We start from the raw sequence: 23,134 nt of genomic DNA, 5'->3' as shown, positions 1-23,134 counted from the left end.
TATAATTATGAGTGAACAACATCCAAATGATCCATTGCATGGAGTGAAACTTGCTGAAATAGTTCAGTATTTGGTTTCCATGTATGGTTGGGAAGAATTAAGCAATAGAATTAATATTAATTGTTTTAAATCAAATCCAAGTATTAAATCAAGCTTAACTTTTTTAAGAAAAACACCTTGGGCACGTGAAAAAGTTGAAAATTTATATTTAAAATCAATTTAAATTGAAACAATCTTTTCTGGAAATTAATAAACTGCCCAGTTTTAAAGCTAAGCAGTTTATTTATAATTAATTATCTATTTTTTTTAATCACCTAAGCTCATTCCAATTCCTCTAGCTGTTTTAACCAAAGATGAATCTGGGTTAATAAAATTATACTTACTAATTGCTTCTAAAAATGAAACTGCCACAATTTCAGGATGACGGAAAGCTACCATTTTACCAAAATCACCTTCTAAGGCTAATTCCATAGCTTTTACACCAAACTGAGTTGCTAAAATTCTATCAAAAGCAATTGGAACACCACCACGTTGCAAATGTCCAAGTACTGTTTCTCTCATATCTGCCTCGCAACCAGCATCTTTTAAGTCTTTCAATAATTTACTTGCAATTCCTCCAAGTTTTAAATTTTCATTTCCAATTTCATCACTTTTTTGAGCTAAAACATTTCCGTTAACAGATTTTGCTCCTTCAGAAACTACAATTATTACGTGACCTTTTCCTTGTTTAAAGCGATTGTTTATAACTTTCAAAATTTTGTTTAGATCATAGGTTATTTCTGGAATTAAACAAATTTCAGCTCCACCAGCTATTGCAGCACTTAATGCAATCCAGCCGGCATCTCTACCCATAACTTCAAGAATAATGACACGGTTATGCGAAGTTGCGGTTGTCACCAATCTATCTACTGCTTCAGTTGCAATTTGAACAGCAGTTTGATAACCAAATGTATAATCTGTTGCAGATAAATCATTATCTATTGTTTTAGGAACGCCTATAATATTTAATCCTTTTTCATAAAGTTTTTGTGAAATTCGTTGAGATCCATCTCCGCCAATACTTATAACGGCTTCTATTCCCATATCTTTTAATTTTTGGATCATTTCATCTGAACGATCTATAAAATTCCAAGTTCCATCTTCTTGTTTTACTGGCCAAGCGAATGGCCCTCCTTTGGTTGTGGTTCCTAATATTGTTCCACCTTGATAATGAATTCCTGCAACACTTTTTTCTGTTAATTCAATGGTTTCCATTGGCTCACGTAAAATACCATCAAATGATTGAATACTTCCAACAACTTCCCAATCTTCTGTTTGGGCCGCACGTTTTACAATTCCTCTAATTACAGCATTTAAACCTGGGCAATCACCTCCACCTGTTAACACTAATACTTTTTTCTTCATTTTTGCCTTTAAATTTTCTATTTTATTTTATTTTTATGAAGCTAATCTCCAAAACTTATTCCAATTCCTTTTGCAGTTTGAATTAAATTATGAGTTGTTTCAATTTTATTATTTTTATCAATTACTTTTTCTAATGGAATATTTGTCAACTCACCATTTTTATGAATTGTCATTGTGCCAAATTTCTTTTCAAGGATAGTTTCAAATGCTTTAACACCTAATTCTGTTGCTAAAATTCTATCAAAAGCCATTGGCACACCACCACGTTGTAAATGTCCTAAAATGGTTTCTCTAATATCATGATTGAAGTTTTTTTCCTTTAATCTGGCAGTAATTTCTCTCGCAATTAATCCAGGACTTAAAGCAAGGTTTTCACCCTTAAAACGAGCTCCTTCAGCTACAACAATATTTGCAAATCCTCTTCCATCAATTGAATATCTAGATTCTAATTTCTCTATTATTTTTTCAATTGTAAAAGGAATTTCAGGAATTAAACAAACATCTGCACCGCCAGCTATAGCAGCATGTAGCGCAATCCATCCGGTATTTCGCCCCATTACTTCTAAAATTAAAACCCTATTATGAGAATTGGCAGTAGTAACTAATTTATCTACCGCTTCAGTTGCAATTTGTACTGCAGATTGAAAGCCAAATGAATAATCTGTTATAGATAAATCATTATTAATTGTTTTTGGAACTCCAACAATATTAACTCCTTTTTTTGAAAGTTGGTAGGATATTTTATGAGATTCATTTCCTCCAATATGAATAATTGAACTAATATTTAAATCTTTCAGGTTTTTAATAAGTTGGTCAGTAACATCCGTGTATTTAATTGAGTTGTCAGATTGCTTTACAGGATAATTGAAAGGGTTCCGTTTATTATTAGTCATTAAAAAAGTTCCGCCTTTTACTATAATTCCAGAGACACTTTTTTCATCTAAAAACTTTAATTCATATGGTGACGATAAAATTCCGTCGAAACCATCTATACTTCCAATAATCTCCCAATTAGATTCTAAAGCAGCACGTTTTACAACAGCTCTAATTACAGCATTCATTCCTGGACAATCACCTCCGCTATTAACAATTAAAATTCTTTGTTTCATTATTTTTTGTTAAATATTAGCTTACTTTTTTTAATAATAATAATTCTGTAAACAACTAGCTAAATTATGAAAGGACTTGACATTTTGTTATGATTTTAATCATATTAATTTTTAATTTTTTAGCTATAACAGTTTTTTTAATTTTAATGGATACTATTAGTGAAATTTGGATTTCTATTTATTTTATAAAATTGTTGTTGCATTCTATATTTTAATTTAACTATTTTTACACCCTAAAAAGCAGGAAACATGCCAAAAAAAACCTACAAAATAGCAGTTATTCAATTAAACTTAAATGATGTTGCAGAAAACAACTTAAAAAAATGTATTAGTTGGGTAAAGAATGCTGCAGCGAAAGGAGCTGAAGTTATTTCGTTACCAGAATTATATAGTAGTCATTATTTCTGTCAAAGTGAAGATACAGATAATTTTTCTATAGCAGAAGAATTATACAGCACTTCATTTATAGCTTTTAGTGCTTTGGCAAAAGAATTAGGTGTGGTTATTATTGTTCCATTTTTTGAAAAAAGAATGGCTGGAATTTACCATAATAGTGCTTATATTATTGATACTGATGGAAGTGAAGCAGGTTTATACCGTAAAATGCACATTCCAGACGATCCTCATTTTTACGAAAAATTTTATTTTACACCTGGCGATATCGGTTTTAAAACATTTCCAACCAAAAAAGGAAAAATAGGAACCTTAATTTGCTGGGATCAATGGTATCCGGAAGCGGCACGTTTAACGGCATTACAAGGCGCTGAAGTGTTATTTTATCCAACAGCAATAGGTTGGCATCCGCTTGAGAAGGAACAATATGGTGAAAATCAGCACGGTGCGTGGATGAATGTAATGAAAGGACACGCTGTTGCAAACGGTGTTTATGTTGCTGCAGCAAACAGAGTTGGTTTAGAAAAATACATTCCAGGAACAGAAGGAATTCAGTTTTGGGGATCTTCATTTATTGCTGGTCCACAAGGTGAAATTTTAGCACAAGCATCACACGATAAAGAAGAAATTTTAATTGCTGAAGTCGATTTAGATTTACAAGAAAATGTGCGTCAGAATTGGCCATTTTTTAGAGATAGACGTATTGATGCTTATGGTGATATTACAAAAAGAGCAATAGATTAATTATGGCAAATTCAACAAGAAGATTTCCTGCTGAATGGGAAAAACAACAAGGAATATTATTGTGCTTTCCTCATAACGGTAATGATTGGCCTGGAAAATACGAAGCAATTCAATGGGCTTTTGTAGAATTTATTAAAAAAGTTACTTCGGTTGAAGAAGTTATTTTGGTGGTTGCTTCTGAAAAATTAAAACAAAAAGTGATTGGAATGTTAGAAACGGCTTCTGTGGAAATTTCTAACGTTTCATTTATCATTCACAAAACAAATAGAAGTTGGATGCGCGACTCTGGTCCAATTGTAGTGTATAATAATGGGAGGAGAGAAGCATTAAACTTTAACTTTAATGGTTGGGCAAAATACACTAATTACCAACTAGATAAGCACGTTCCAAAACAAGTTTCTGAACATTTAAATATTCCTTTAACACAAGTAATGCATAAAGGAAAACCAGTTATTGTTGAAGGAGGTGCAATTGATGTTAACGGAAAAGGAACATTGCTAACTTCAGAAGAATGTTTACTACATCCAACCGTTCAGGTTCGAAATAAAAATTTCAAAAAAGAAGATTACGAAACAGTTTTTAAAGAATATTTAGGAGTTACCAATGTTATTTGGTTGGGTGATGGAATTGTTGGTGATGACACACACGGACATATTGATGACTTGTGTAGATTTGTAAATGAAGACACTATTATTACAGTTATTGAAGATAATATAAATGATGCAAATTATGCGCCGCTTCAAGATAATTTAAAGCGGTTACAAAAAGCAAAGTTAGAAACCGGAAAATCACCAAAAATTGTAACATTGCCAATGCCTAAGCCTTTAATTTTTGATGGAATTCAAATTCCGGCAAGTTATGCAAACTTTTTAATTTTGAATAAAACCGTTTTAGTTCCTACATTCAACGATTCTAAAGATAGAATAGCTTTAAATATTATTGCAAAATGTTTTCCAGATAAAGAAATTATAGGCATAAACGCTATAGACTTAATTTGGGGTTTTGGTACGTTGCATTGTTTAAGTCAACAGATTCCAAATTAAATAATAGTTATATTTTTTAAGGATGAAATATATTAAGATACTATTTATCAGTGTGTTAAATTGTTGAATGTTTTGTTTGTATCATGTTTTTTGTTATCTTTATAAAGCTATGCAAAAAGCTTCCTAAATGAGTTTGAAATATAAAATATATCCTGAAAAATCATTACTTATTGATGAATTAAGTGAATCAATTACATTAGAAGAATTATTGGATTTTCATTCTACCTATAGAAATGATGAGAATATTATTTCTGTTCATAAAGTTTTAACAAATCTTATTGGTGCAAACTTTAAAATGTCGCTTGATGAAATGCTTACCTATATTGACGAATTAAAAAAAGAAGCCCTTCCTCCTAATTTTAAATGGGCTATTTTAACGGAAACACCAAATTCTACCATGTTTTCAATTTTAATAAAAGAAGAAGCCTGTTTTAAAAATAAAGTTGGTGTTTTTTCAACATTAAAATCATGTTTAGAATTTTTAAATATTGATCTTCCAGAAAATGATTTTAACAGTGATTAATAGAAAATAATAGATTAATTTTATTTTTTTAAAAATTAAATCATGTTAAAATCTAGATTAGAAAATAAAAGAAAACCGCTATTACCATTTAATAAATTTATTGAAAGAGTTTTCATTTACTTTTTATTTTCTATTCTGTTAATTACATTTTCTTTAGGGATTGGAACTTTCGGGTATCATTATTTTGCTGAAATTTCTTGGATTGATTCTTTCTACAATGCCTCTATGATATTAACAGGAATGGGACCTGTAAATGAAATGATTACTATAAAAGCTAAATTATTTTCTTCATTTTATGCACTTTTTAGTGGTATTGCTTTTTTAAGTACCGTAGCTGTTATATTTGCACCAATAGCTCATAGATTATTGCATATTTTACATGTGAATGAAAATGAATAAAACAACTATGAGAAAAGTAGCTGAAGTAAACCTTATTTTTTGGATTATGAAAATATGTGCAACCACGCTTGGTGAAACAGCTGGTGATATGCTTTCAATGACATTTAATATTGGTTATGGTTTAAGTTCAATAATTTTAATTAGCTTATTTATTATTTCCTTAATAAGTCAATTAGTTTCAAAAAATACAATCCAATTTTATATTGGTTAGTAATTTTAACTACAAGTACCGCAGGAACCACAATGTCCGATTATATGGATAGAACACTTGGTTTTGGATATGCAAAAGGATCTTTAATATTGATATTTCTATTACTTTCAATACTTTTTGTATGGTGGAAAAGTGAAAAATCGCTATCGGTAACTAATATTAGCTCATTTAGGCCAGAATTGTATTATTGGATAACCATTTTATTTTCAAATACATTAGGAACTGCCTTGGGAGATTATTTAGCTGATGATTCTGGATTAGGTTTTGGAGGAGGAGCGCTATTAATTGGATGTTTAATTTTGTTGGTAGTTTTAGCAAAATATTTTACCAAAATTTCAGTCGTATTATTGTTTTGGATTGCTTTTGTGTTAACTAGACCTTTTGGCGCAACATTTGGAGATTTACTCACAAAATCTGCTGATAAAGGAGGATTTGATTTAGGAACAATTGGTTCATCTGCAGTGTTGTTTACTATTTTAATTATTTTAGTAATAACTTCTGTAATACATCAAAACAAAATACATCAATAAACACATTAAAATATAAAGCCATCAAATGAAAACATTTATAAGTGCTATTTCCAATAAAGAATTTCCTGAAAGCGAAAAAGTTTCGGCAAAAACAATTCGAAAATCTATCTTTGAATTAAATCAATATAGACAAAAATATTTAGCTTCTTATTTAATTAATGAAGTTGGCGAGTTATCTGCTTTGGAAGAAGATGTATTAAAAACCTTACAAAACCACGAAACACTAACAACAAAGATTGGGTCTGAAACTGAAGCCATAAAGTTTACTTTTGGCCAACGATTAGCAGATAAAATTGCTTCCTTTGGTGGAAGTTGGAAATTCATTATTATTTTTGGTGTTTTTATTTTAATATGGATTTTTTCAAACATTATATTTTTATTAAATAAAGGTTTTGATCCCTATCCGTTTATATTATTAAACCTAATACTATCTTGTTTAGCAGCCTTGCAAGCTCCAGTTATTATGATGAGTCAAAATAGGCAAGAGGAAAAGGATAGAGAACGTTTTAAACAAGATTATATGGTAAATTTAAAGTCGGAATTAGAAATTAGAATGCTGCACGAAAAATTAGATCATTTAATTATGCATCAACAACAAGAGCTTTTAAATATTCAACAAGTTCAAGTGGAAATGATGGAAGATATTATGAAACAACTAAGCACCAAATAATTATGAATAATAACATTGGACTAGTTCTTTCAGGAGGAGGCGCTAGAGGAGCAGCGCATATTGGAGTGTTACAAGCATTAAATGAAAACGGTATATTTCCTTCACATATTTCTGGAGCAAGTGCAGGCGCTTTAATTGGAGCATTATATTGCGCAGGTTATTCTCCATTAGAAATGTTAGAACTTTCAAAAAATCATACTTTTTTAAAAATATTTAAATTAGGTTTTATTAATAAAAGTTTAACTGAAATGACTCATTTAAAAGAGTTTTTGCATCATGTTATAAAAAATGATTCGTTTGAAAATCTAAAAACCCCCTTATTTGTTTCAGTTACAAATTTAAATTCAGGAGCTAACGAAATTATTTCAAAAGGAAAATTAATTGAATCCATTATAGCTTCTTGTGCAATTCCTTTATTATTTAAACCCGTTACAATAAATGAAAATTTGTATGTTGATGGTGGCGTTTTAAATAATTTACCAATTGAACCTTTACTTAAATCGTGTGAAAAAACAATTGGAATAAGTGTTTGTACACACTTGTTTAAACCTGAAATAAAAGGCTTAAAAGCAATTTCAGAACGTTGTATTCAATTGGCTATTTGGAATACTATGCAAGAGCGTTTTAAAAAATGTGATATTTCTATTGAAATTGATAAATCCTTTTCCTATAGTATGTTTTCTCTTAAAAATACCGATGAACTTTTTAAAATTGGGTATGAGACAACAATGAAGCATATGAATGAAATTTTAGAAAAGATTTAATTTTAGATATTTCTTTTATAAAATTAACTCCATTAAATTTTTATTTTTTAAAAATAACGATGCACTTTTGCAATCTTATTTAAAGTGAAAAATGGAATTAAAAATAAAACAACGAATTTCACTAAGTGCTTATTTCTTTTTATCTGGAATTTGTTTTGCAACTTGGGCTTCAAGAATACCAACTATAAAAACTTTTTATGATCTTAACGAAGCAGAACTTGGGAATTTGCTTTTTATTATGCCTATTAGTTCATTAATAGGGTTGCCTTTTTCGGGTTGGTTAGTTTCTAAATTCAACAGTAGAAATCCACTTATAATTGCATTTATTTTATATAGTTTATCGCTAATTTTTATTGGATACTCATCCAGTATATTCTTTTTATCTGTGTCATTATTTTTATTTTCATTTAGTATGAGAATTATAAATATTGCCATAAATACGCAGTCTATAGCACTTCAAAATACTTTTGAAAAGAAAATTATTGGATCATTTCACGGATTATGGAGTTTGGGTGGATTAATTGGTGTAGGTTATTCAACCTTATTATTAAAATTTGATGTTGCAATGAAAGACCACTTATTATCAATTGCCGTTTTTTCTTTTTTAGTGGCGCTTATTGCTTATCAATTTTTAATGAAAAACGACAAGCCTACTTCAGGCAATAAATTAATTATTGGCAAACCAGATACTTTTATTTTATTATTAGGAATAATGGTATTTTTAGCAGCAGTTTGTGAAGGTGGAATGTTTGATTGGAGCGGAGTTTACTTTAAAGAAGTAATTAAAGAAGATGTATTTACTTTAGGGTACTTTATTTTTATGGTTTTTATGGCCTTTTCTCGTTTTATTTCTGATAAAATAATTGATAGTATAGGAATGAAAAAAGCGTACATAATAAGTTCCTTATTTATATCATCAGGTATAAGTATGGTGATTATTTTCCCATATTTTTGGCCTGCAATTGTAGGTTTTAGTTTTGTTGGAATTGGTGTAGCTGCAATTATTCCAATGACGTATGCGTTGGCTGGAAAATCAAAAAAATATTCGGCCGGAATGGTGGTTTCAATAATAACTACATATGGTATTGTAGGAATGCTTTTGGGTCCACCTTTAGTAGGTTATTTAGCACATTTATTTAACTTAAAAACGGCATTTATATTATTTTTAATTTCAGGATTGTTGTTAATTCCAATTTCACAATTGTTTTTTAAAACACAAAAAGATATGATGAAATAAATGAATATATTATTTATAAAAAAGAGGGTTTAAAACTTAGTTTTAAACCCTCTTTTTTTATTTGTAACTATAAGTTTAAATTATTTTACCCAAGGCTTTCCAGATTTTAAAAGTTGTTTTCCTGAAACATCATTAATTATTACTGAAGCCATCATATACCAAGCAGCTAAAGCACAAATAATTAATACATAAGCGGCAACTACTGTCATTCCTGGAAATCCAAAATGAGCTAAATCTAATAATATAAAGCCTATTAAAAGCGTTGTAAACGTAATAGCCATTGCAGTATGAATAAACATTGAGCCAATCCAAAAAATAAATGTAAGCAATGTCCAACCAACTAAATAATAACCAACATCCGTATGTGATGATGTATAAATTTCTGAATGATTCAGCATCCAAATAATTCCTAGTCCAATCCAAAATGCTCCATAACTTGTAAAAGCTGCAAATCCAAAATTGTTCCCCATTTTATGTTCTAAAAATCCGGCAATCATTTGTGCTAATCCACCAAAAATAAATCCCATTGCAACCACTGGTCCTAATCCAATTAATCCTAAATTATGAAATTGAAGTAAAAGTGTTGTCATCCCAAATCCTGCTAATCCTACAACTGCTGGATTTCCTAATTTTGTAGTACTCATATTATGAAGTTTTCTTATTTAAATTTTTGTGCAAACTTCAACTATTTAAAAATTTAGTGTACTGATTTTTGTCATTAAAAAAAAATAAATACGATAGCGTTTTCGTTGAATAAGATGCGATTAAAAACTAATTTCAATAGAAATATTATTGAAGTTTAAAAAATAAATTTTTAGAACTATTAAAAAATCTTAAATAACCATTTAAAACTATATTTGCACTTTATAACTTAATTTAATGAAGAAGGGAAACGATTGTAAAATTTCATCAGAAGAAATAGCAAAATGTATTGCTATTTTAGAACATTTGGTTGTTGACACTAATCAAATATTCGAAATAGAAAAGGAGCAGAGAACAGCACTTATTAAAGCTGCTGGTCAGTTTTCAAGACCTAATCGTGAAGAATTTTCACGAAGAAAGAAAGATGGTAAAAAGTTGGCTCAACGCAAGTTAGAGGCTAAAGATAAAAATGCACGTAAAGAAACCGGAATTAGAAGTGCTCGTGAATCTATAGTATTTGTTGCTCCAAAACTACTTCCAGTGGCAGATTTAGAGTTAAAAAAACAATTAGAATTAGAAACACCAAAAAAATGCTACATCTGTAAAACTGACTTTACAGTAATGCATCATTTTTATGACACAATGTGCACAGATTGTGGTGATTTTAATTACGCCAAACGTTTTCAAACTGCCGATGTAAAAGGGCAAGTGGCTGTAATAACAGGTTCACGATTAAAAATCGGTTACCATATAACATTAATGTTGTTGAGAGGTGGAGCAACCGTAATTGCAACTACTCGTTTCCCGGTAGATTCTGCTTTACGTTTTTCAAAAGAAAGTGATTTTACGGAATGGGGACATCGCTTAAAAATCCACGGATTAGATTTACGTCATATTCCAAGTGTAGAAATATTTTGCAATTTTATTGAACATAAGTACCATAAATTAGATATTCTAATTAATAATGCTGCGCAAACTGTTCGTCGTCCATCTGGATTTTATCATCATTTAATGGAAAATGAGGAGCGACCAATTGCTACATTGCCAAAATTTGCAAAAGACTTATTGACTGATCATTACGATTGCTTACTTGAATTAAAAGAATTAACATCTGGCGCTTCTTCAACTCAAAATATGCCAGTAACTTGGCACGGTCCAGAACCGGGAATTGGCTTACGAGCTTCCGCAAAATTATCTCAAATTCCATATAGTTTTGACAACTCGTTGGTTGCAAAAGAAGTATTCCCTGAAGGGGAATTAGATGCTGATTTGCAGCAAGTGGATTTAAGAAACATAAATAGTTGGCGTTTAAAATTGGGTGAAATTGAAACTACTGAAATGATTGAAGTACAATTAGTTAATTCCGTAGCGCCTTTTGTATTATGCAATCGCCTTTCCGAACATATGAAAAACCATCCAACAGGTCAAAAACATATTATTAATGTTTCTGCAATGGAAGGTAAATTTTATGGTTCATTTAAAGAAGATCGTCATCCACATACAAATATGGCAAAAGCTGCTTTAAATATGCTAACACACACTTCATCAGGTACTTTAGCAAAGGACGGAATTTTTATGAATGCCGTAGATACGGGTTGGGTTACCGATGAAGATCCGGCTGTGCTGGCAAAGAAAAAACAAGAATTATTTGATTTTCAACCGCCTTTAGATATTGTTGATGGTGCTGCACGTGTTTTAGATCCACTTTTTGATGGTATTAATACAGGGAAACATTGGTGTGGTAAATTTTTAAAAGACTACAAACCAGTTGGTTGGTAGTTTAATGATTTTTCATATTTATAAAAATACAGCTTTTAAATAATTTTAAGCAAAACATGAGTTTCTTTTCAACAACACATATTCACCATTATTTTTAAAATCTCGAATACTAAACCCTACATGTTTTTTGAAGGATTTAGCCTTTGGATATAGAAACGCAGATCCAGAAAATGGAAAATCCAGAAGGAAATTAGAAGATATAGTAAATTGGAGATAAAAATACAATAAAAAGCCGCAATTTGCGGCTTTTTATTGTATAACCAAACATAAATTAATAATAAACACCTTAATTAAAAGGTGTTATTGCTTTTGTACGTTGATAATTTAATCTATCTATTAAATTAGTTTTAACATATCCATCCAGTCCATTAATTGCGACAACTTTTCCTGTGGAAAGGTCAATAAAACCATCATCTAACAATAACTTATCATCAATATATAAGGCTTGAATTTCTCCAACCACCAAAATTGTGTCATTTACTTTAATATAATACTCTTCCAAATATTTTAATCCAATTTGTATCGGACAATATTTTACAAATGGGGCGTTAAATTTATTTTTAAATTCCTTTTCAAGCGTTGTAACATCAAATTCTGATTGTTCTTTTGAATATTTTGCAGATGTATGATGAGCATCTTCAATAATAGCTTCATAAATATGATTAATAGTATAAAATCCGGTTTGTTTTATTTTTTCATAAGTGTTTCTTGGAACCGATGTAGGCCTAAATAAAACACCAAAAACGGGTGGTTCAGATCCCATATGAATTACAGAACTAAATATAGCTACATTGGTTTTTCCTAAATTATCTTGAGTTCCAATAAGATTTGCAGATTTAAAACCGGAACAACTGTCTATTAAGTTTATTTTAAACAAATGATTTAACTCTTTGATGTTTTGTTTGCTGAAATATTTCATGATAAAGTGGTGAAATTCTGAATTTTTATCTGATCAGATTTTAAATCGAACATTAAATTATACAAGCCAAAAAAGGTTCTGTTTATGTAAATAAAATGCTTAGAACCTCTGTTGCCATTCATTTTTCTAAGCTCTGTATTTTTTGAATAGCGTTCGCCTAATTCAGCAATTTCACCAAAGAAATCGGGATTAGAAAAATCAAAATATTCCTGATGAAAAGGTTGTGTAAATAAACTAAGCATGTCGTGAAACATTTCAGTAAAAAAAGCTATTTCAGCAGGAGAATCTTCTTCTTTTAATATTTCAAGTTCGAATAGTTTTTCTTGAAAATAGGTTGCGTTCTCTAAGTTCCTTTTTTCTGCCAATTCAAAATACGGAATGTAAAATGAGTCTGGAATTGTTTTCATACAACCAAAATCTAATGCAATTAAATCGCCTTCTTTTGATACTAAAAAGTTTCCTGGATGCGGATCGGCATGTACTTTTTTAAGCACATGAATTTGAAACATATAAAAATCCCACAAGGCTTGCCCTAATTTGTTTCCTAGGGTTTTATTGGTGTTGTAAGCTGTAAATTCAGATAAATGTTCACCTTGCATCCAATCCATTGTTATAATTCTCTCTGAAGATAATTCTTCATAATAAGCAGGGAATTTTAAATTAGGAATGTGCTCGCAAGCTGCAACAACGGCCTTTTAGCTGTTTTAAGCCATCATAAATATCTTCCGCATTATTTTGGTTTAGCCGTTCTTTTGCTTCAACTTCTGAACTTACCAATTTATCACCGTAGTATTTAATGTAATTTACACCAACTTTAGCGCCTGTTTGCACTAGTTTTGATGCTCTTTGAATTTTAGAAACAGGAATTTTATTTATTGTTTTCATAAACTAGTCTTAAATGTTAAAATTCATTTTCTCTTTCAATAAAAATTTACCAAAATCAATAGCACTTTTAAATGGTTTAATGTCCATTAAATCAAAACTTGTATTTACTGATTTTTCTATAAAAATATCCGTCTTTTCAAACCCAGTAGAACTATCATCTAACCAAAATTTAAGTGTCATTAATAGTTGAATCCAATACGATTCCTTTATTCCTTTATCTTGAATTTTAGCGATTTTCTCATGTTCAATTTCAAAAGTTTCAATATTTAAAGTGGTGATATAGGCCGTAAATGAGTTTTTTAATGCTGTTAAGGTTGTTAAATTTTTTAAACTATTTTTATGTTTGTTTAATGCATATACCACATAACTTCTATTCGCTGTTAAATTCTCGAAAAAAGTATAGTAAAAACTTAATAATTTAGCTCTTGCATCGTAGGTTTCATAATCGGTGCTTTGCATTAATACGTTCATTGTATTTTCAAAAAAGGCATTGAAAATCGATTTTTCAACTGCTTCAAAATTTGCATAAAACGTATAAAAAAGCGCTTCATCAAAGTTATTTGCTTTTGCAAAAGCGTAAACTGATGCTGGCTGTTTTTGATGCTCTAACACATAATCCATATAAAAATTGATAATACGTGCTGCTGTAATTGTTGTTTTTTTGGCCATTTTATAGGTATTCAAATTAATTGATATTATGTTTAACTTAATTAATTGTAAATTAAACAATAATAATTAACGCAGAACTTATATATTCATTACTATTATTTATTATGTTATAATTAAAAGTGATGTTGTTCGCAAAAACATGAACAATTATTGTTTAACTTTGATTAAATAAAAATAAACAATAAAGTATGAATTATAAAACAGCTGTGATACGAAAAGAGCATTTTAATGCAGCACATAGGTTGCACAATTCGCATTGGAGTATTGAAAAGAATCAGGAAGTTTTCGGCAAATGCAATAACCCAAATTACCATGGGCACAATTATGAATTGGAAGTCAAGGTAATTGGTTTTATTAATAAAGATACGGGTTATGTAATTGACACTAAAATACTATCTGATTTAATTAAAACTGAAATACTAGACCGATTTGATCATAAAAATTTAAATTTAGATGTGTTAGAATTTAAACGGTTAAATCCAACCGCCGAGCATATTGCGGTGGTTATTTACAATATACTAAGAGCGCATTTGAGCGAAGAGTTAGAGCTTAAAATAAAATTATATGAAACTTCAAGAAATTTTGTGGAGTATCCTATTTATTAGTAAATTTATATTCTTGCTACATTAGCAAACTCTTTTATTCATTTTAAAATTAATGGACTATGTATAATTATAAATTGTTAGTGCTTTTTTTAATCCTCAATTTTGGAGCATTGGCTGTAGGTAGCTGGTTAATGGATAAAGGACCTACAACTAGTTGGTATTTAAATTTAAACCGAGCTCCTTGGAGTCCTCCAGGATGGGCTTTTGGAGTAGCTTGGACAACAATTATGTTATGTTTTTCCTTTTATATGACTTCGTTAATTGGTGTTAAGCCGGTTACATTTGTTTGGGTGTTGTTTTTTATTCAGTTTGTTTTGAATATTTCGTGGAATTACTTCTTTTTTAACTTACATATGATGGGTGTTGGTCTCTTAATTTTAGTATCATTAACAATAGTAGTCGGTTATTTCTTATTCAATTATTATTCTGTGATGGGTAAAAAAGTGTGGTTAATTGCCCCTTATTTTGTTTGGTTACTTATTGCCAATTCTTTAAATGCATATGCTTTTTTCAAAAATTAGCAATATATAAAATAGCATTTAATTGAGGTTTTCCATAAATAGATTCTTTATAAAATCTGTATCTTTGAGTTGTTCTTAATTTTAATTATAAATTACACTCGTAACTACACGATATGAAAAATGAAACCCAAGTAAAATGTCCTAATTGTGGTACGTCTATTGATGTGCAAGATATTTTATCACATCAATTAGAAGATGAAATTAAAAAGAAATATCAATCACAAATTGCTGAAGAAAAGAAAAAATATGAGGTAGAGCAAGAAAAATTAAAGCAAGAAAAACAATTATTTGAGCAAAAAAAGAAACAAGAAAATGAATTGTTTCAACAACGTTTAGAAAACCAATTAACAGAAGAGCGTAAACAAATAGAGTTAAAAATAAGAACAAAATTAACCGATGAACAATCGGAACAGTTTAAAGCTTTGCAAACCGAGTTGAATGAGAAATCGGAACAAGTAAAAGAGCTAAACAGATCTAAAGCTGAAATTGAAAAATTAAAACGGGAAAAAAGCGAATTAAAAGAAGCTGCAGAGGCTGAAGCTCAAAAAAAACTGAACGAAGTTTTATTAACTGAAAGAGAGAAGATTAGAAGAGCTGAAGAGGAAAAGAACGAATTGCGTTTTAAAGAAATGCAAAAGCAGTTAGAAGATCAAAAAAAGCTAACGGAAGAAATGAAACGTAAGCAAGAACAAGGATCTATGCAATTGCAAGGTGAAGTACAAGAGCTGGCAATAGAGGAGTGGTTGGCTTCTAAATTTCCACTTGATACTATTGAAGAAATTAAAAAAGGCGCACGTGGTGGTGATTGTATTCAAATAGTACACACTAGAACTGAGCAAAATTGCGGAACTATTTACTATGAAAGCAAACGAACCAAAGATTTTCAGCCAAGTTGGATTGAAAAATTCAAAGCAGATATTCGTGATAAAGGTGCTAATATTGGAGTGTTAGTCACTGAGGTAATGCCATCAGATATGGATAGAATGGGTTTAAGAGATGGTATTTGGATTTGTAATTACGAAGAATTTAAAGGACTTTGTACTGTTTTGCGTGAAGGAATTTTACAAGTAAATAATGCTTTAATTACTCAAGAAAATAAAGGCGACAAAATGGATTTGCTTTACGATTATTTAACAAGTAGTACCTTTAGAATGCAAATTGAAGCCATTGTTGAAGGTTTTACCCAAATGAAATTGGATTTAGAAAGTGAAAAACGATCGATGCAACGTATTTGGAAACAACGCGAAAAGCAAATTGAAAAAGTAGTGACTAATACTATTGATATGTATGGGTCTATTAAAGGAATTGCGGGAAACGCTATTCAATCCGTACGAGCTTTAGAATTACCCGGATTTGACGAAGAAGAGGAAGACCTTTAAGATTTTTGTAAGAAAATCATTTTACTCATCTTTAACTTTTGTTAAGTTAATACAAAGGCGTTTTAAAAATATCATATTCATACATTGCAATGAAAAGTACGTAGTAATTAATTAACCTAGCTATTACTAGTTTTAAAATATTAAATTCTTTTTTTGATTGTACTATTTGAACTTCAAATTGTTGCACCTAACATTAAAATAGCTATTTGTCCAATTACCAAAAAGGATATAGCTATCTTTGCCAAAATTATTTTTTATGTTAAAACGTTTTTCCGATTTAGGAATTAATGAACAGCTGCAACAAGGGTTAGCAGATTTAAATATATCGGTACCTACTGATATTCAAGAAAAAACGATTCCAGTAATTCTAGATCAAAAAGAAGATGTAGTTGCTTTGGCAAAAACTGGAACAGGAAAAACAGCCGCATTCGGACTGCCAATACTTCAATTAATCAATATTGAAAAAACAACTGTACAAGCAATAATATTAGCGCCAACGCGTGAACTTGGACAACAAATTTATGCCGATTTAGTTTCTTACGCGGGGCATATGTCTTCAATCTCTATCGCTTCAGTATGTGGTGGTATTCCAATTAAACCTCAAATAGAACGTTTACAAAGCAACACACATATAGTAGTTGCTACACCGGGGCGTTTGGCAGATTTAATAGAGCGTAAGGCAATTGACATCAAAAATATAGATTACTTTATATTGGATGAGGCGGATGAAATGGTAGTTGCTTTAAAAGAAGGATTGGATAGTATTATTAAAGAAATTCCAAAAAAAAGACGTACATTTTTGTTTACAGCAACAATGTCTGGAGCTATTAAACAACTGGTTCAGAATTACATGGCTAAACAAGTGATTCATATTGAAGCAGATATGGAAACGATAGGTCATCAAGGAATTGACCATCAATATGTTGTGGTAGAACCCATTGAAAAGTTAGATGTGTTACTTCACTTTTTAAATTCGAAAGAAGGACAGCGTGGCATTATTTTTTGTAAAACCAAAGCAGCTGTGAATAAATTAGCAAAAAATTTAGCCATTAATAAATTTTCATCTGGAGCTATTCATGGGAGTTTAACTCAAGGAATCCGAGACCGGATTATGGGTCAATTTAGAGAAGGTTTTATTGATATTTTAGTAGCTACAGATTTGGCAGCTCGTGGTTTAGATATTAAAGAAATTTCATATGTTGTAAACTATCATTTACCTGATACACATGACACGTATGTACACAGAAGTGGACGTACAGCAAGAGCAGGAGCAACCGGACTTTCATTAACAATACTTCAACAAGAAGAGGTTGCTGGCATTGCTAATTTTGAAAAGGTTTTAGGAATTAATTTTAAACAATTCAAAAAAGCAGATGCACAAAGCATTGAAGAAAACAATGGCTTATTATGGGCTAAAAAAATATTTAAAACCAAACCAAATCGTACTATTTCTGAAGAGTTTAGGAAAGAAATAAGAACAATTTTTCATCATTTAACCAAAGAAGAATTGATTGAAAAAGTTTTGGCACATCATTTGGCTCAAACAAGTTTAGGGTCTACAAAACAAGACGACTCAAAACTTAAAAATAATAAAAAGTAGAATGGCAAATAGCATTAAAGAGCAACAAGAAATTCTTGAAAAATTAAATATTTATGCCTTAAATCCAATGCAAGAAGAAGCTTTGGAGGCAATTAAAAACAATGCAAACACCATATTATTATCTCCTACAGGAACTGGTAAAACGTTGGCTTTTTTATTACCATTATTAGAGCAATTAGAGCCGGAATGTACTGAAGTCCAGGCGTTAATTATTGTACCTTCAAGAGAATTAGCTATACAAATTGAGCAAGTAATTCGCAATATGGGTTCTGGTTATAAAGCCAATGCCATTTATGGAGGAAGAGCAATATCAAAAGATAAAATAGAGCTAAAACATACACCTGCAATTTTAATTGGAACACCAGGAAGATTATCGGATCATTTTGAACAGGGGAGATTTACTACAGAGTATATTAAAACTTTAGTTATTGATGAATTTGATATTTCAATTGAAGTTGGAGCAGGAGGAGAAATGGAAACTATTATGACTTATTTGCCTAATATTTCTAAACGTATTTTAACTTCTGCAACTCAAGGAACTTCCATTCCAAGTTACTTAAAGATGAATAAGGCAATTACTTTAAATTGGTTAAAAGATAAACCGAGTTCCAAATTAACCTTAAAAACAGTGCTTTCTCCTTCAAAAAATAAACATAATACCTTGGTTGATTTATTAAACCACTTGGGAAATGATCCTGGGATTGTTTTTTGTAATAAAAAGGATAGTATTGACGATTTAAGCGAGTTTTTAGAGAAAAAGAACATTGCACATACGTGTTTTCATGCAGGAATGGAGCAAAGAGATAGAGATAGAGCTTTAATAAAATTAAGAAATGGAAGTGTTTCTATTTTAGTAGCAAGTGATTTAGTTTCAAGAGGAATTGATATTCCTGAAATGAAATTTATTATTCATTATGAAATCCCAGATTCTTATGAATTATATACGCATAGAAATGGTAGAACTGCCAGAGTAGATGCGAAAGGAACTGCATATTTAATAAAAGGAGATAGAGAGGTTTTTCCAGAGTTTATAGAGAAATCTAAAGTAGAAACGCTTTCAAACAATGAAAATAGAAAACCACCATTTTGGACCACCTTATTTATTTCTGGAGGTAGAAAGGATAAAATATCAAAAGGAGATGTTGCCGGATTATTTTTTAAACTAGGTGAACTAAATACAGATCAATTGGGTGTTATAGAATTGAAGCAAGATTGTGCTTTTGTGGCTGTACCTGCTAGTATGGCTGATGAATTGGCGAAAAAATTAAATAATACAAAATTAAAAAAGAAAAATGTTAGAGTAACTTTAATATAAATACAATTTGTAGTTTAACTGCGAGATTTATAATAATTTGAAAATAAGTTGATTAATATGTTGTAAGTCGAAAAAATGGCACCATATTTGCAATTCAAAAATATATTAAATTAAATTACATTACAATGAGTAAAGGAACAGTAAAATTTTTCAACGAGACTAAAGGATTTGGATTTATCACTGAAGAAGGTGTAGATAAAGATCATTTTGTGCACATTTCAGGATTAATAGATGAAATTCGTGAAGGTGACGAAGTTGAATTTGATCTTCAAGAAGGAAACAAAGGATTAAACGCGGTTAACGTAAAAGTTATCTAAGATATATATTTCAAGTTTTAATAAAAAGCTCATCAATTAATTGATGGGCTTTTTTTATACAATTTAAACACCTCTTTAAATAAATTCAAAATTACTTTGGCTCAATGGTAATACCCGTTTTTGGTTCAATAGTAATGCCCGTTTTTGGCTCAATAGTTATTCCGGTTTTAGGCTCTATGGTAATGCCCGTTTTTGGTTCAATAGTAATACCAGTTTTAGGCTCAATGGTAATACCCGTTTTTGGTTCAATAGTAATACCAGTTTTAGGTTCAATGGTAATGCCTGTTTTAGGCTCAATAGTAATACCAGTTTTTGGTTCAATATTTTCATTTTTTTGTTTAGACATCTGATATTTTTTTTAGTTAATATTTTACTATATTAGTAAAAATATTTTAATTTTCCTACTAATAAGAAATTGATATAGAGGGAACAACGCAATTATGAAAGCAAAAAAATGAATTTAAAGAACTTTGTAGAAGAATGCCATGATAAAGAAGTTTTTAAAAAACTTTCTATATATATTGTATCTTGTTGGGTATTTCTTCAAGTATTAGCTGTTACCTGGGAACCTTTGGGTTTGCCGCAAAAAACGGTTACTTTTTTTATTATTTTGGCATTAATTGGATTTCCTGTTAACGGCTTTTTAGTTTGGAAATATCATTTAATTCATTTGGATTATAAGGCAATGACCTTAAATGAAGAAGGTAACTTAGTTAATAGCACATTAAAAAATAGTCCCTTTCAAAAAATGTATTTTTCAGTATTAATTATTGTAAGTATTATATCACTTTCAATAGTGGCCTTAATTATTAATAATAACTTTAATGATACCATTGAATCTCAAGATATTGAAACTAGTGATAAAATTGCTGTTTTGAAGTTTGGTAATAATACTGGTGATAAAAAATATGATATAGTTGGCAAAATGACTGCCGATTGGATAGTGCATAGAATAACAGAAAATAATGTTGGTCAAGTAGTTTCTCCTGAAATTTTAGATGATTATGTTGGACTCATTAATACTTCAGCAAATCTTACACCATTAGATAATGATAGAATTATTAAAGAATATTTTAGTGCAGGTAAATTAATTTCAGGAAATTTTTATTTAAAAAACAACAAATTATTATTTCAAGGATCTATTACAGATGGCGCAAAAAATATTCAATTAATATCATTTAAATTAGTTGAATGCGATTCAGAAATGCCTCTTGAATGTATAGAAAAACTAACACAACTTATATTAGGGTATCTTATTTCTGAAGATAATAAAATTTCAAATTTACAAGAAGATTCTCCTCCAAAATTTGAAGCCTATAAATATTTAATAGATGCAAAAGAGAATATTGCAAATAATGAATTATATATTGAACTTATAAATAAATCAATAGAGATTGATGAAAATTATTTTGAACCAAAAGTATTAAAAGTTGCTTACTACTATAATATTGGTGATTTTAAAAAATCAGATTCACTATTAAAACAAATTTCGCCCACTTCTTACACCAATCAAAGACAATTAAACTTACTTAATTTATATGAATCTTTATTAAAAGGAGATAATAAAAAGGTATATAATTTTTCGCAAAAAGAGTATGAAATAACGCCTTTTGATTTATTATCAAATTCAAGTCAAATGACAATAGCACTTCAATTTGTAAATAAACCAGCCGATGTGAACACCATTTTTGAAGTAATTTCTACAAAAGGTATGGATGTTGAAAATTGTGCCTATTGTGAATATAGAATTTATGTGAAAGCTTTATCTGAAATTGAATTAGGAAATTATCAAACTGCAATAGATTTATTGGTAGATATAAATGAGAAAATTAATAAAACTAGATTAAAAAGGACATTGCTTACTGCATATATTCGTTCTAAAAATGATACAAAAGTTGACGAATTTATTTCAAAAGCAGAGATTTCAAGTTCTATAAGCGATATTCAAAATTTATATTTACATATAGGAAAGGAATATTTGCTATTAAATTTAAAAGGAAAAGCTGATTTATATTTTAATAAATTAATTTCATCTTGCAAAGAAAATGACGAAGATGGAAATTTAGCCTTAGCTTATTTTTATACACAAAATTACAGTAAAGCAGAAAAGCTATTTCAACAAAAATTAAATAAAGATCCCAATGATATAAACGCACTTTCAAAACTAGCAAGTTGCGAATATAAATTAGGAAATATTGAACAATCTAAAGCATCTATAGAAAAATTGAAACAATTAGAAATCCCCTATCAATTTGGGAAAATTGATTATGCTTTTGCTCAATACTATGCAATTGCTGAAAATAATGATTTAGTAATGAAACATTTATTAAAGGCGGTTTCTCAAGGCACTTTATATACTCCAACATCCTATTTAAACGATCCAATTTTTGTGTCATATTTTGAAAATCCTAAATTTAAAGAGATTCTAACTTTTTGGCACTAACTAACTAACTAACTAACTAACTAACCTATGACTTTTCAAGATTCTCCCCGGGCAATAAAAGAGGGATTAACAAATCTAGATTTTATTAGTAAAATAATTGAGCACCTTATTTGGCCTTTAACATTGCTCATTATATTTATTGTTTTTAGAAAACATTTATCAAATATAATGCAGAAATTAAGTGGTATTGATGCTAGTGCAACTGGAATTTCATTAAAATTTGATCAACAAATTGATAATGCAATTGAAAATTTTTTACCAACTCAAGATGAAGATCCTTTGATTGCTAAAACAGGAATTAAATTTGGAGAGCAAAAGGAACCTGAATTACCTAAAACGCCTTTTCAGCAAATCCTGAGTCTACGAGATAAATTAAACCATCAAATTATTTTAAAATCTCAAAAAAATAATATTTCCACAATATACAAATCAAGTATTGATCTTAAAAATGAGTTGCTTAATTCTGGAGCTATTTCTTTACAAGAAGCTAAATTATTTCAGACTTTAATAGATTTAACAAATGCTTGTGATAAAACAATTACGCAATCGCAAGTAAATAAAGTTAAACTACTATCTAATACTTTAAAATTATAATACTATGGAAAAATTAAACAATGCCTATGCACTTTTAATTGGTGTTAAAGATGATAAATTAGATACTTTAATAGATGCAAAGGGAATTTATGATATGTTAGTAGATGAGAATCTTTCAGCTTATCATCCAGACAATATTATTTTTTTAAGTGGTGAAGAAACTACCAGAAAACATATACTTGAGGCTTTTGATAAACTACAACAAATGACCAATGAAGAGTCTTCCGTATTTTTATATTATACTGGACACGGAGGATATGGTTTGGGTGAATATTTTATTCAACCATATGGAATAGTTGCCTCACCAGTTGAAGCAGTTAAAAATTCATGGGTAAGTGCTTCTGAATTAAAAGAGAAGTTAATGTACTTTCCTGAAATAGGTTGACTAAAAATTAGACAACTTAAACAACGAAAGTATGAAAGAACAAAAAGTACCCTG

26 protein-coding genes and 1 pseudogene are annotated in these 23,134 nt (G+C 29.7%); 20 read left to right on the top strand and 7 right to left on the bottom strand.

Translation table 11 applies throughout. The features are described from left to right. Nucleotides 1-7 precede the first annotated feature (7 nt). Nucleotides 8-223: a VF530 family protein gene (locus JEY78_RS13605; protein WP_291852451.1), complete on the top strand. Its 216-nt coding sequence runs from the start codon at nucleotides 8-10 to the stop codon at nucleotides 221-223. An 83-nt stretch (nucleotides 224-306) separates the two neighbouring features. Here the strand turns inward: JEY78_RS13605 and JEY78_RS13600 are convergent, their stop codons facing one another. Continuing rightward, nucleotides 307-1,404: an ATP-dependent 6-phosphofructokinase gene (locus JEY78_RS13600; RefSeq protein WP_291852448.1), complete on the bottom strand. Its 1,098-nt coding sequence runs from the start codon at nucleotides 1,402-1,404 to the stop codon at nucleotides 307-309. Nucleotides 1,405-1,445: 41 nt separating this feature from the next. After that, entirely contained in the window at nucleotides 1,446-2,513 is a 1,068-nt protein-coding gene (locus JEY78_RS13595) for an ATP-dependent 6-phosphofructokinase (RefSeq protein ID WP_291852445.1), read from the bottom strand. Between the two features lie 249 nt (nucleotides 2,514-2,762). Between JEY78_RS13595 and JEY78_RS13590 the strand changes: the two genes are divergently transcribed. From JEY78_RS13590 to JEY78_RS13550, 9 genes are all read left to right on the top strand, one after another. Next, nucleotides 2,763-3,650, top strand: a complete 888-nt coding sequence (locus JEY78_RS13590; RefSeq protein WP_291852442.1) for a carbon-nitrogen hydrolase — start codon at nucleotides 2,763-2,765, stop codon at nucleotides 3,648-3,650. Nucleotides 3,651-3,652: 2 nt separating this feature from the next. Next, the gene (locus JEY78_RS13585; protein WP_291852439.1) at nucleotides 3,653-4,693 is read left to right on the top strand and encodes an agmatine/peptidylarginine deiminase; all 1,041 of its coding nucleotides are present in this window, start codon (nucleotides 3,653-3,655) and stop codon (nucleotides 4,691-4,693) included. Nucleotides 4,694-4,820: 127 nt separating this feature from the next. Then, nucleotides 4,821-5,216 carry a hypothetical protein gene (locus JEY78_RS13580; RefSeq protein ID WP_291852437.1) on the top strand — a complete coding sequence of 132 codons (396 nt, stop codon included), beginning with the start codon at nucleotides 4,821-4,823 and terminating at the stop codon, nucleotides 5,214-5,216. A 42-nt stretch (nucleotides 5,217-5,258) separates the two neighbouring features. Continuing rightward, nucleotides 5,259-5,615: a hypothetical protein gene (locus JEY78_RS13575; protein WP_291852434.1), complete on the top strand. Its 357-nt coding sequence runs from the start codon at nucleotides 5,259-5,261 to the stop codon at nucleotides 5,613-5,615. After that, entirely contained in the window at nucleotides 5,608-5,826 is a 219-nt protein-coding gene (locus JEY78_RS13570; protein WP_291852431.1) for a hypothetical protein, read from the top strand. The genes JEY78_RS13575 and JEY78_RS13570 overlap by 8 nt, the downstream gene beginning before the upstream one ends. A gap of 44 nt (nucleotides 5,827-5,870) precedes the next feature. Continuing rightward, a complete protein-coding gene (locus tag JEY78_RS13565; protein ID WP_291852429.1) occupies nucleotides 5,871-6,356 on the top strand; it encodes a hypothetical protein in 486 nt (161 codons plus the stop codon). Between the two features lie 25 nt (nucleotides 6,357-6,381). Then, nucleotides 6,382-7,026 (top strand): DUF1003 domain-containing protein, encoded by a 645-nt coding sequence (locus tag JEY78_RS13560; RefSeq protein ID WP_291852426.1) that lies wholly within the window; start codon nucleotides 6,382-6,384, stop codon nucleotides 7,024-7,026. 2 nt (nucleotides 7,027-7,028) lie between these two features. Further along, nucleotides 7,029-7,790 carry a patatin-like phospholipase family protein gene (locus JEY78_RS13555; protein WP_291852423.1) on the top strand — a complete coding sequence of 254 codons (762 nt, stop codon included), beginning with the start codon at nucleotides 7,029-7,031 and terminating at the stop codon, nucleotides 7,788-7,790. Between the two features lie 91 nt (nucleotides 7,791-7,881). Next, nucleotides 7,882-9,027, top strand: a complete 1,146-nt coding sequence (locus tag JEY78_RS13550) for an MFS transporter (protein ID WP_291852420.1) — start codon at nucleotides 7,882-7,884, stop codon at nucleotides 9,025-9,027. Between the two features lie 80 nt (nucleotides 9,028-9,107). Here JEY78_RS13550 and JEY78_RS13545 read toward each other — a convergent pair whose 3' ends face one another. Continuing rightward, nucleotides 9,108-9,671 (bottom strand): acetate uptake transporter, encoded by a 564-nt coding sequence (locus JEY78_RS13545; protein ID WP_291852417.1) that lies wholly within the window; start codon nucleotides 9,669-9,671, stop codon nucleotides 9,108-9,110. Nucleotides 9,672-9,906: 235 nt separating this feature from the next. On the opposite strand from JEY78_RS13545, the gene JEY78_RS13540 reads away from it, so the two are divergent. Then, a complete protein-coding gene (locus JEY78_RS13540) occupies nucleotides 9,907-11,448 on the top strand; it encodes an SDR family oxidoreductase (RefSeq protein ID WP_291852414.1) in 1,542 nt (513 codons plus the stop codon). A gap of 286 nt (nucleotides 11,449-11,734) precedes the next feature. On the opposite strand, the gene JEY78_RS13535 is transcribed toward JEY78_RS13540, so the two are convergent. From JEY78_RS13535 to JEY78_RS13525, 3 genes and pseudogenes are all read right to left on the bottom strand, one after another. After that, complete coding sequence (locus JEY78_RS13535; protein ID WP_291852411.1) at nucleotides 11,735-12,367, bottom strand: flavin reductase; 633 nt, start codon at nucleotides 12,365-12,367, stop codon at nucleotides 11,735-11,737. After that, nucleotides 12,364-13,252, bottom strand: a pseudogene (locus tag JEY78_RS13530) (AarF/UbiB family protein). The gene JEY78_RS13535 and the pseudogene JEY78_RS13530 overlap by 4 nt, the downstream one beginning before the upstream one ends. A gap of 9 nt (nucleotides 13,253-13,261) precedes the next feature. After that, nucleotides 13,262-13,921: a TetR family transcriptional regulator C-terminal domain-containing protein gene (locus JEY78_RS13525; protein WP_291852408.1), complete on the bottom strand. Its 660-nt coding sequence runs from the start codon at nucleotides 13,919-13,921 to the stop codon at nucleotides 13,262-13,264. 188 nt (nucleotides 13,922-14,109) lie between these two features. Between JEY78_RS13525 and JEY78_RS13520 the strand changes: the two genes are divergently transcribed. The 6 genes from JEY78_RS13520 to JEY78_RS13495 all read left to right on the top strand — a co-directional run bounded on the left by JEY78_RS13520 (nucleotide 14,110) and on the right by JEY78_RS13495 (nucleotide 19,658). Continuing rightward, nucleotides 14,110-14,526 carry a 6-carboxytetrahydropterin synthase gene (locus JEY78_RS13520; RefSeq protein ID WP_291852405.1) on the top strand — a complete coding sequence of 139 codons (417 nt, stop codon included), beginning with the start codon at nucleotides 14,110-14,112 and terminating at the stop codon, nucleotides 14,524-14,526. A 59-nt stretch (nucleotides 14,527-14,585) separates the two neighbouring features. Then, nucleotides 14,586-15,047, top strand: coding sequence for a TspO/MBR family protein (locus JEY78_RS13515; protein WP_291852401.1), 462 nt, complete (start codon nucleotides 14,586-14,588; stop codon nucleotides 15,045-15,047). A 113-nt stretch (nucleotides 15,048-15,160) separates the two neighbouring features. Further along, a complete protein-coding gene (locus JEY78_RS13510) occupies nucleotides 15,161-16,426 on the top strand; it encodes a DUF2130 domain-containing protein (RefSeq protein ID WP_291852399.1) in 1,266 nt (421 codons plus the stop codon). A gap of 256 nt (nucleotides 16,427-16,682) precedes the next feature. Continuing rightward, nucleotides 16,683-18,026, top strand: coding sequence for a DEAD/DEAH box helicase (locus tag JEY78_RS13505; protein ID WP_291852396.1), 1,344 nt, complete (start codon nucleotides 16,683-16,685; stop codon nucleotides 18,024-18,026). Between the two features lies 1 nt (nucleotide 18,027). Then, nucleotides 18,028-19,341, top strand: a complete 1,314-nt coding sequence (locus tag JEY78_RS13500; RefSeq protein WP_291852393.1) for a DEAD/DEAH box helicase — start codon at nucleotides 18,028-18,030, stop codon at nucleotides 19,339-19,341. A gap of 125 nt (nucleotides 19,342-19,466) precedes the next feature. After that, nucleotides 19,467-19,658: a cold-shock protein gene (locus JEY78_RS13495; protein WP_111707708.1), complete on the top strand. Its 192-nt coding sequence runs from the start codon at nucleotides 19,467-19,469 to the stop codon at nucleotides 19,656-19,658. Nucleotides 19,659-19,749: 91 nt separating this feature from the next. Here the strand turns inward: JEY78_RS13495 and JEY78_RS13490 are convergent, their stop codons facing one another. Then, nucleotides 19,750-20,004 (bottom strand): hypothetical protein, encoded by a 255-nt coding sequence (locus JEY78_RS13490; RefSeq protein WP_291852387.1) that lies wholly within the window; start codon nucleotides 20,002-20,004, stop codon nucleotides 19,750-19,752. 108 nt (nucleotides 20,005-20,112) lie between these two features. Between JEY78_RS13490 and JEY78_RS13485 the strand changes: the two genes are divergently transcribed. The 3 genes from JEY78_RS13485 to JEY78_RS13475 are packed head-to-tail and all read left to right on the top strand — an operon-like array spanning nucleotide 20,113 to nucleotide 23,080. Next, on the top strand, nucleotides 20,113-22,101 hold the full coding sequence (locus JEY78_RS13485; protein WP_291852385.1) for a hypothetical protein: 1,989 nt from the start codon (nucleotides 20,113-20,115) through the stop codon (nucleotides 22,099-22,101). A gap of 27 nt (nucleotides 22,102-22,128) precedes the next feature. Next, the gene (locus JEY78_RS13480) at nucleotides 22,129-22,695 is read left to right on the top strand and encodes a hypothetical protein (RefSeq protein WP_291852382.1); all 567 of its coding nucleotides are present in this window, start codon (nucleotides 22,129-22,131) and stop codon (nucleotides 22,693-22,695) included. Nucleotides 22,696-22,699: 4 nt separating this feature from the next. Further along, nucleotides 22,700-23,080, top strand: a complete 381-nt coding sequence (locus tag JEY78_RS13475; protein ID WP_291852379.1) for a caspase family protein — start codon at nucleotides 22,700-22,702, stop codon at nucleotides 23,078-23,080. The last annotated feature ends 54 nt before the right edge of the window (nucleotides 23,081-23,134 follow it).

This window comes from Lutibacter sp. (assembly GCF_016342705.1).
Taxonomy (GTDB): Bacteria; Bacteroidota; Bacteroidia; order Flavobacteriales; family Flavobacteriaceae; genus Lutibacter.
Note: the sequence above shows the minus strand (reverse complement) of the source record. Positions and strands in the feature narration are given on the sequence as shown.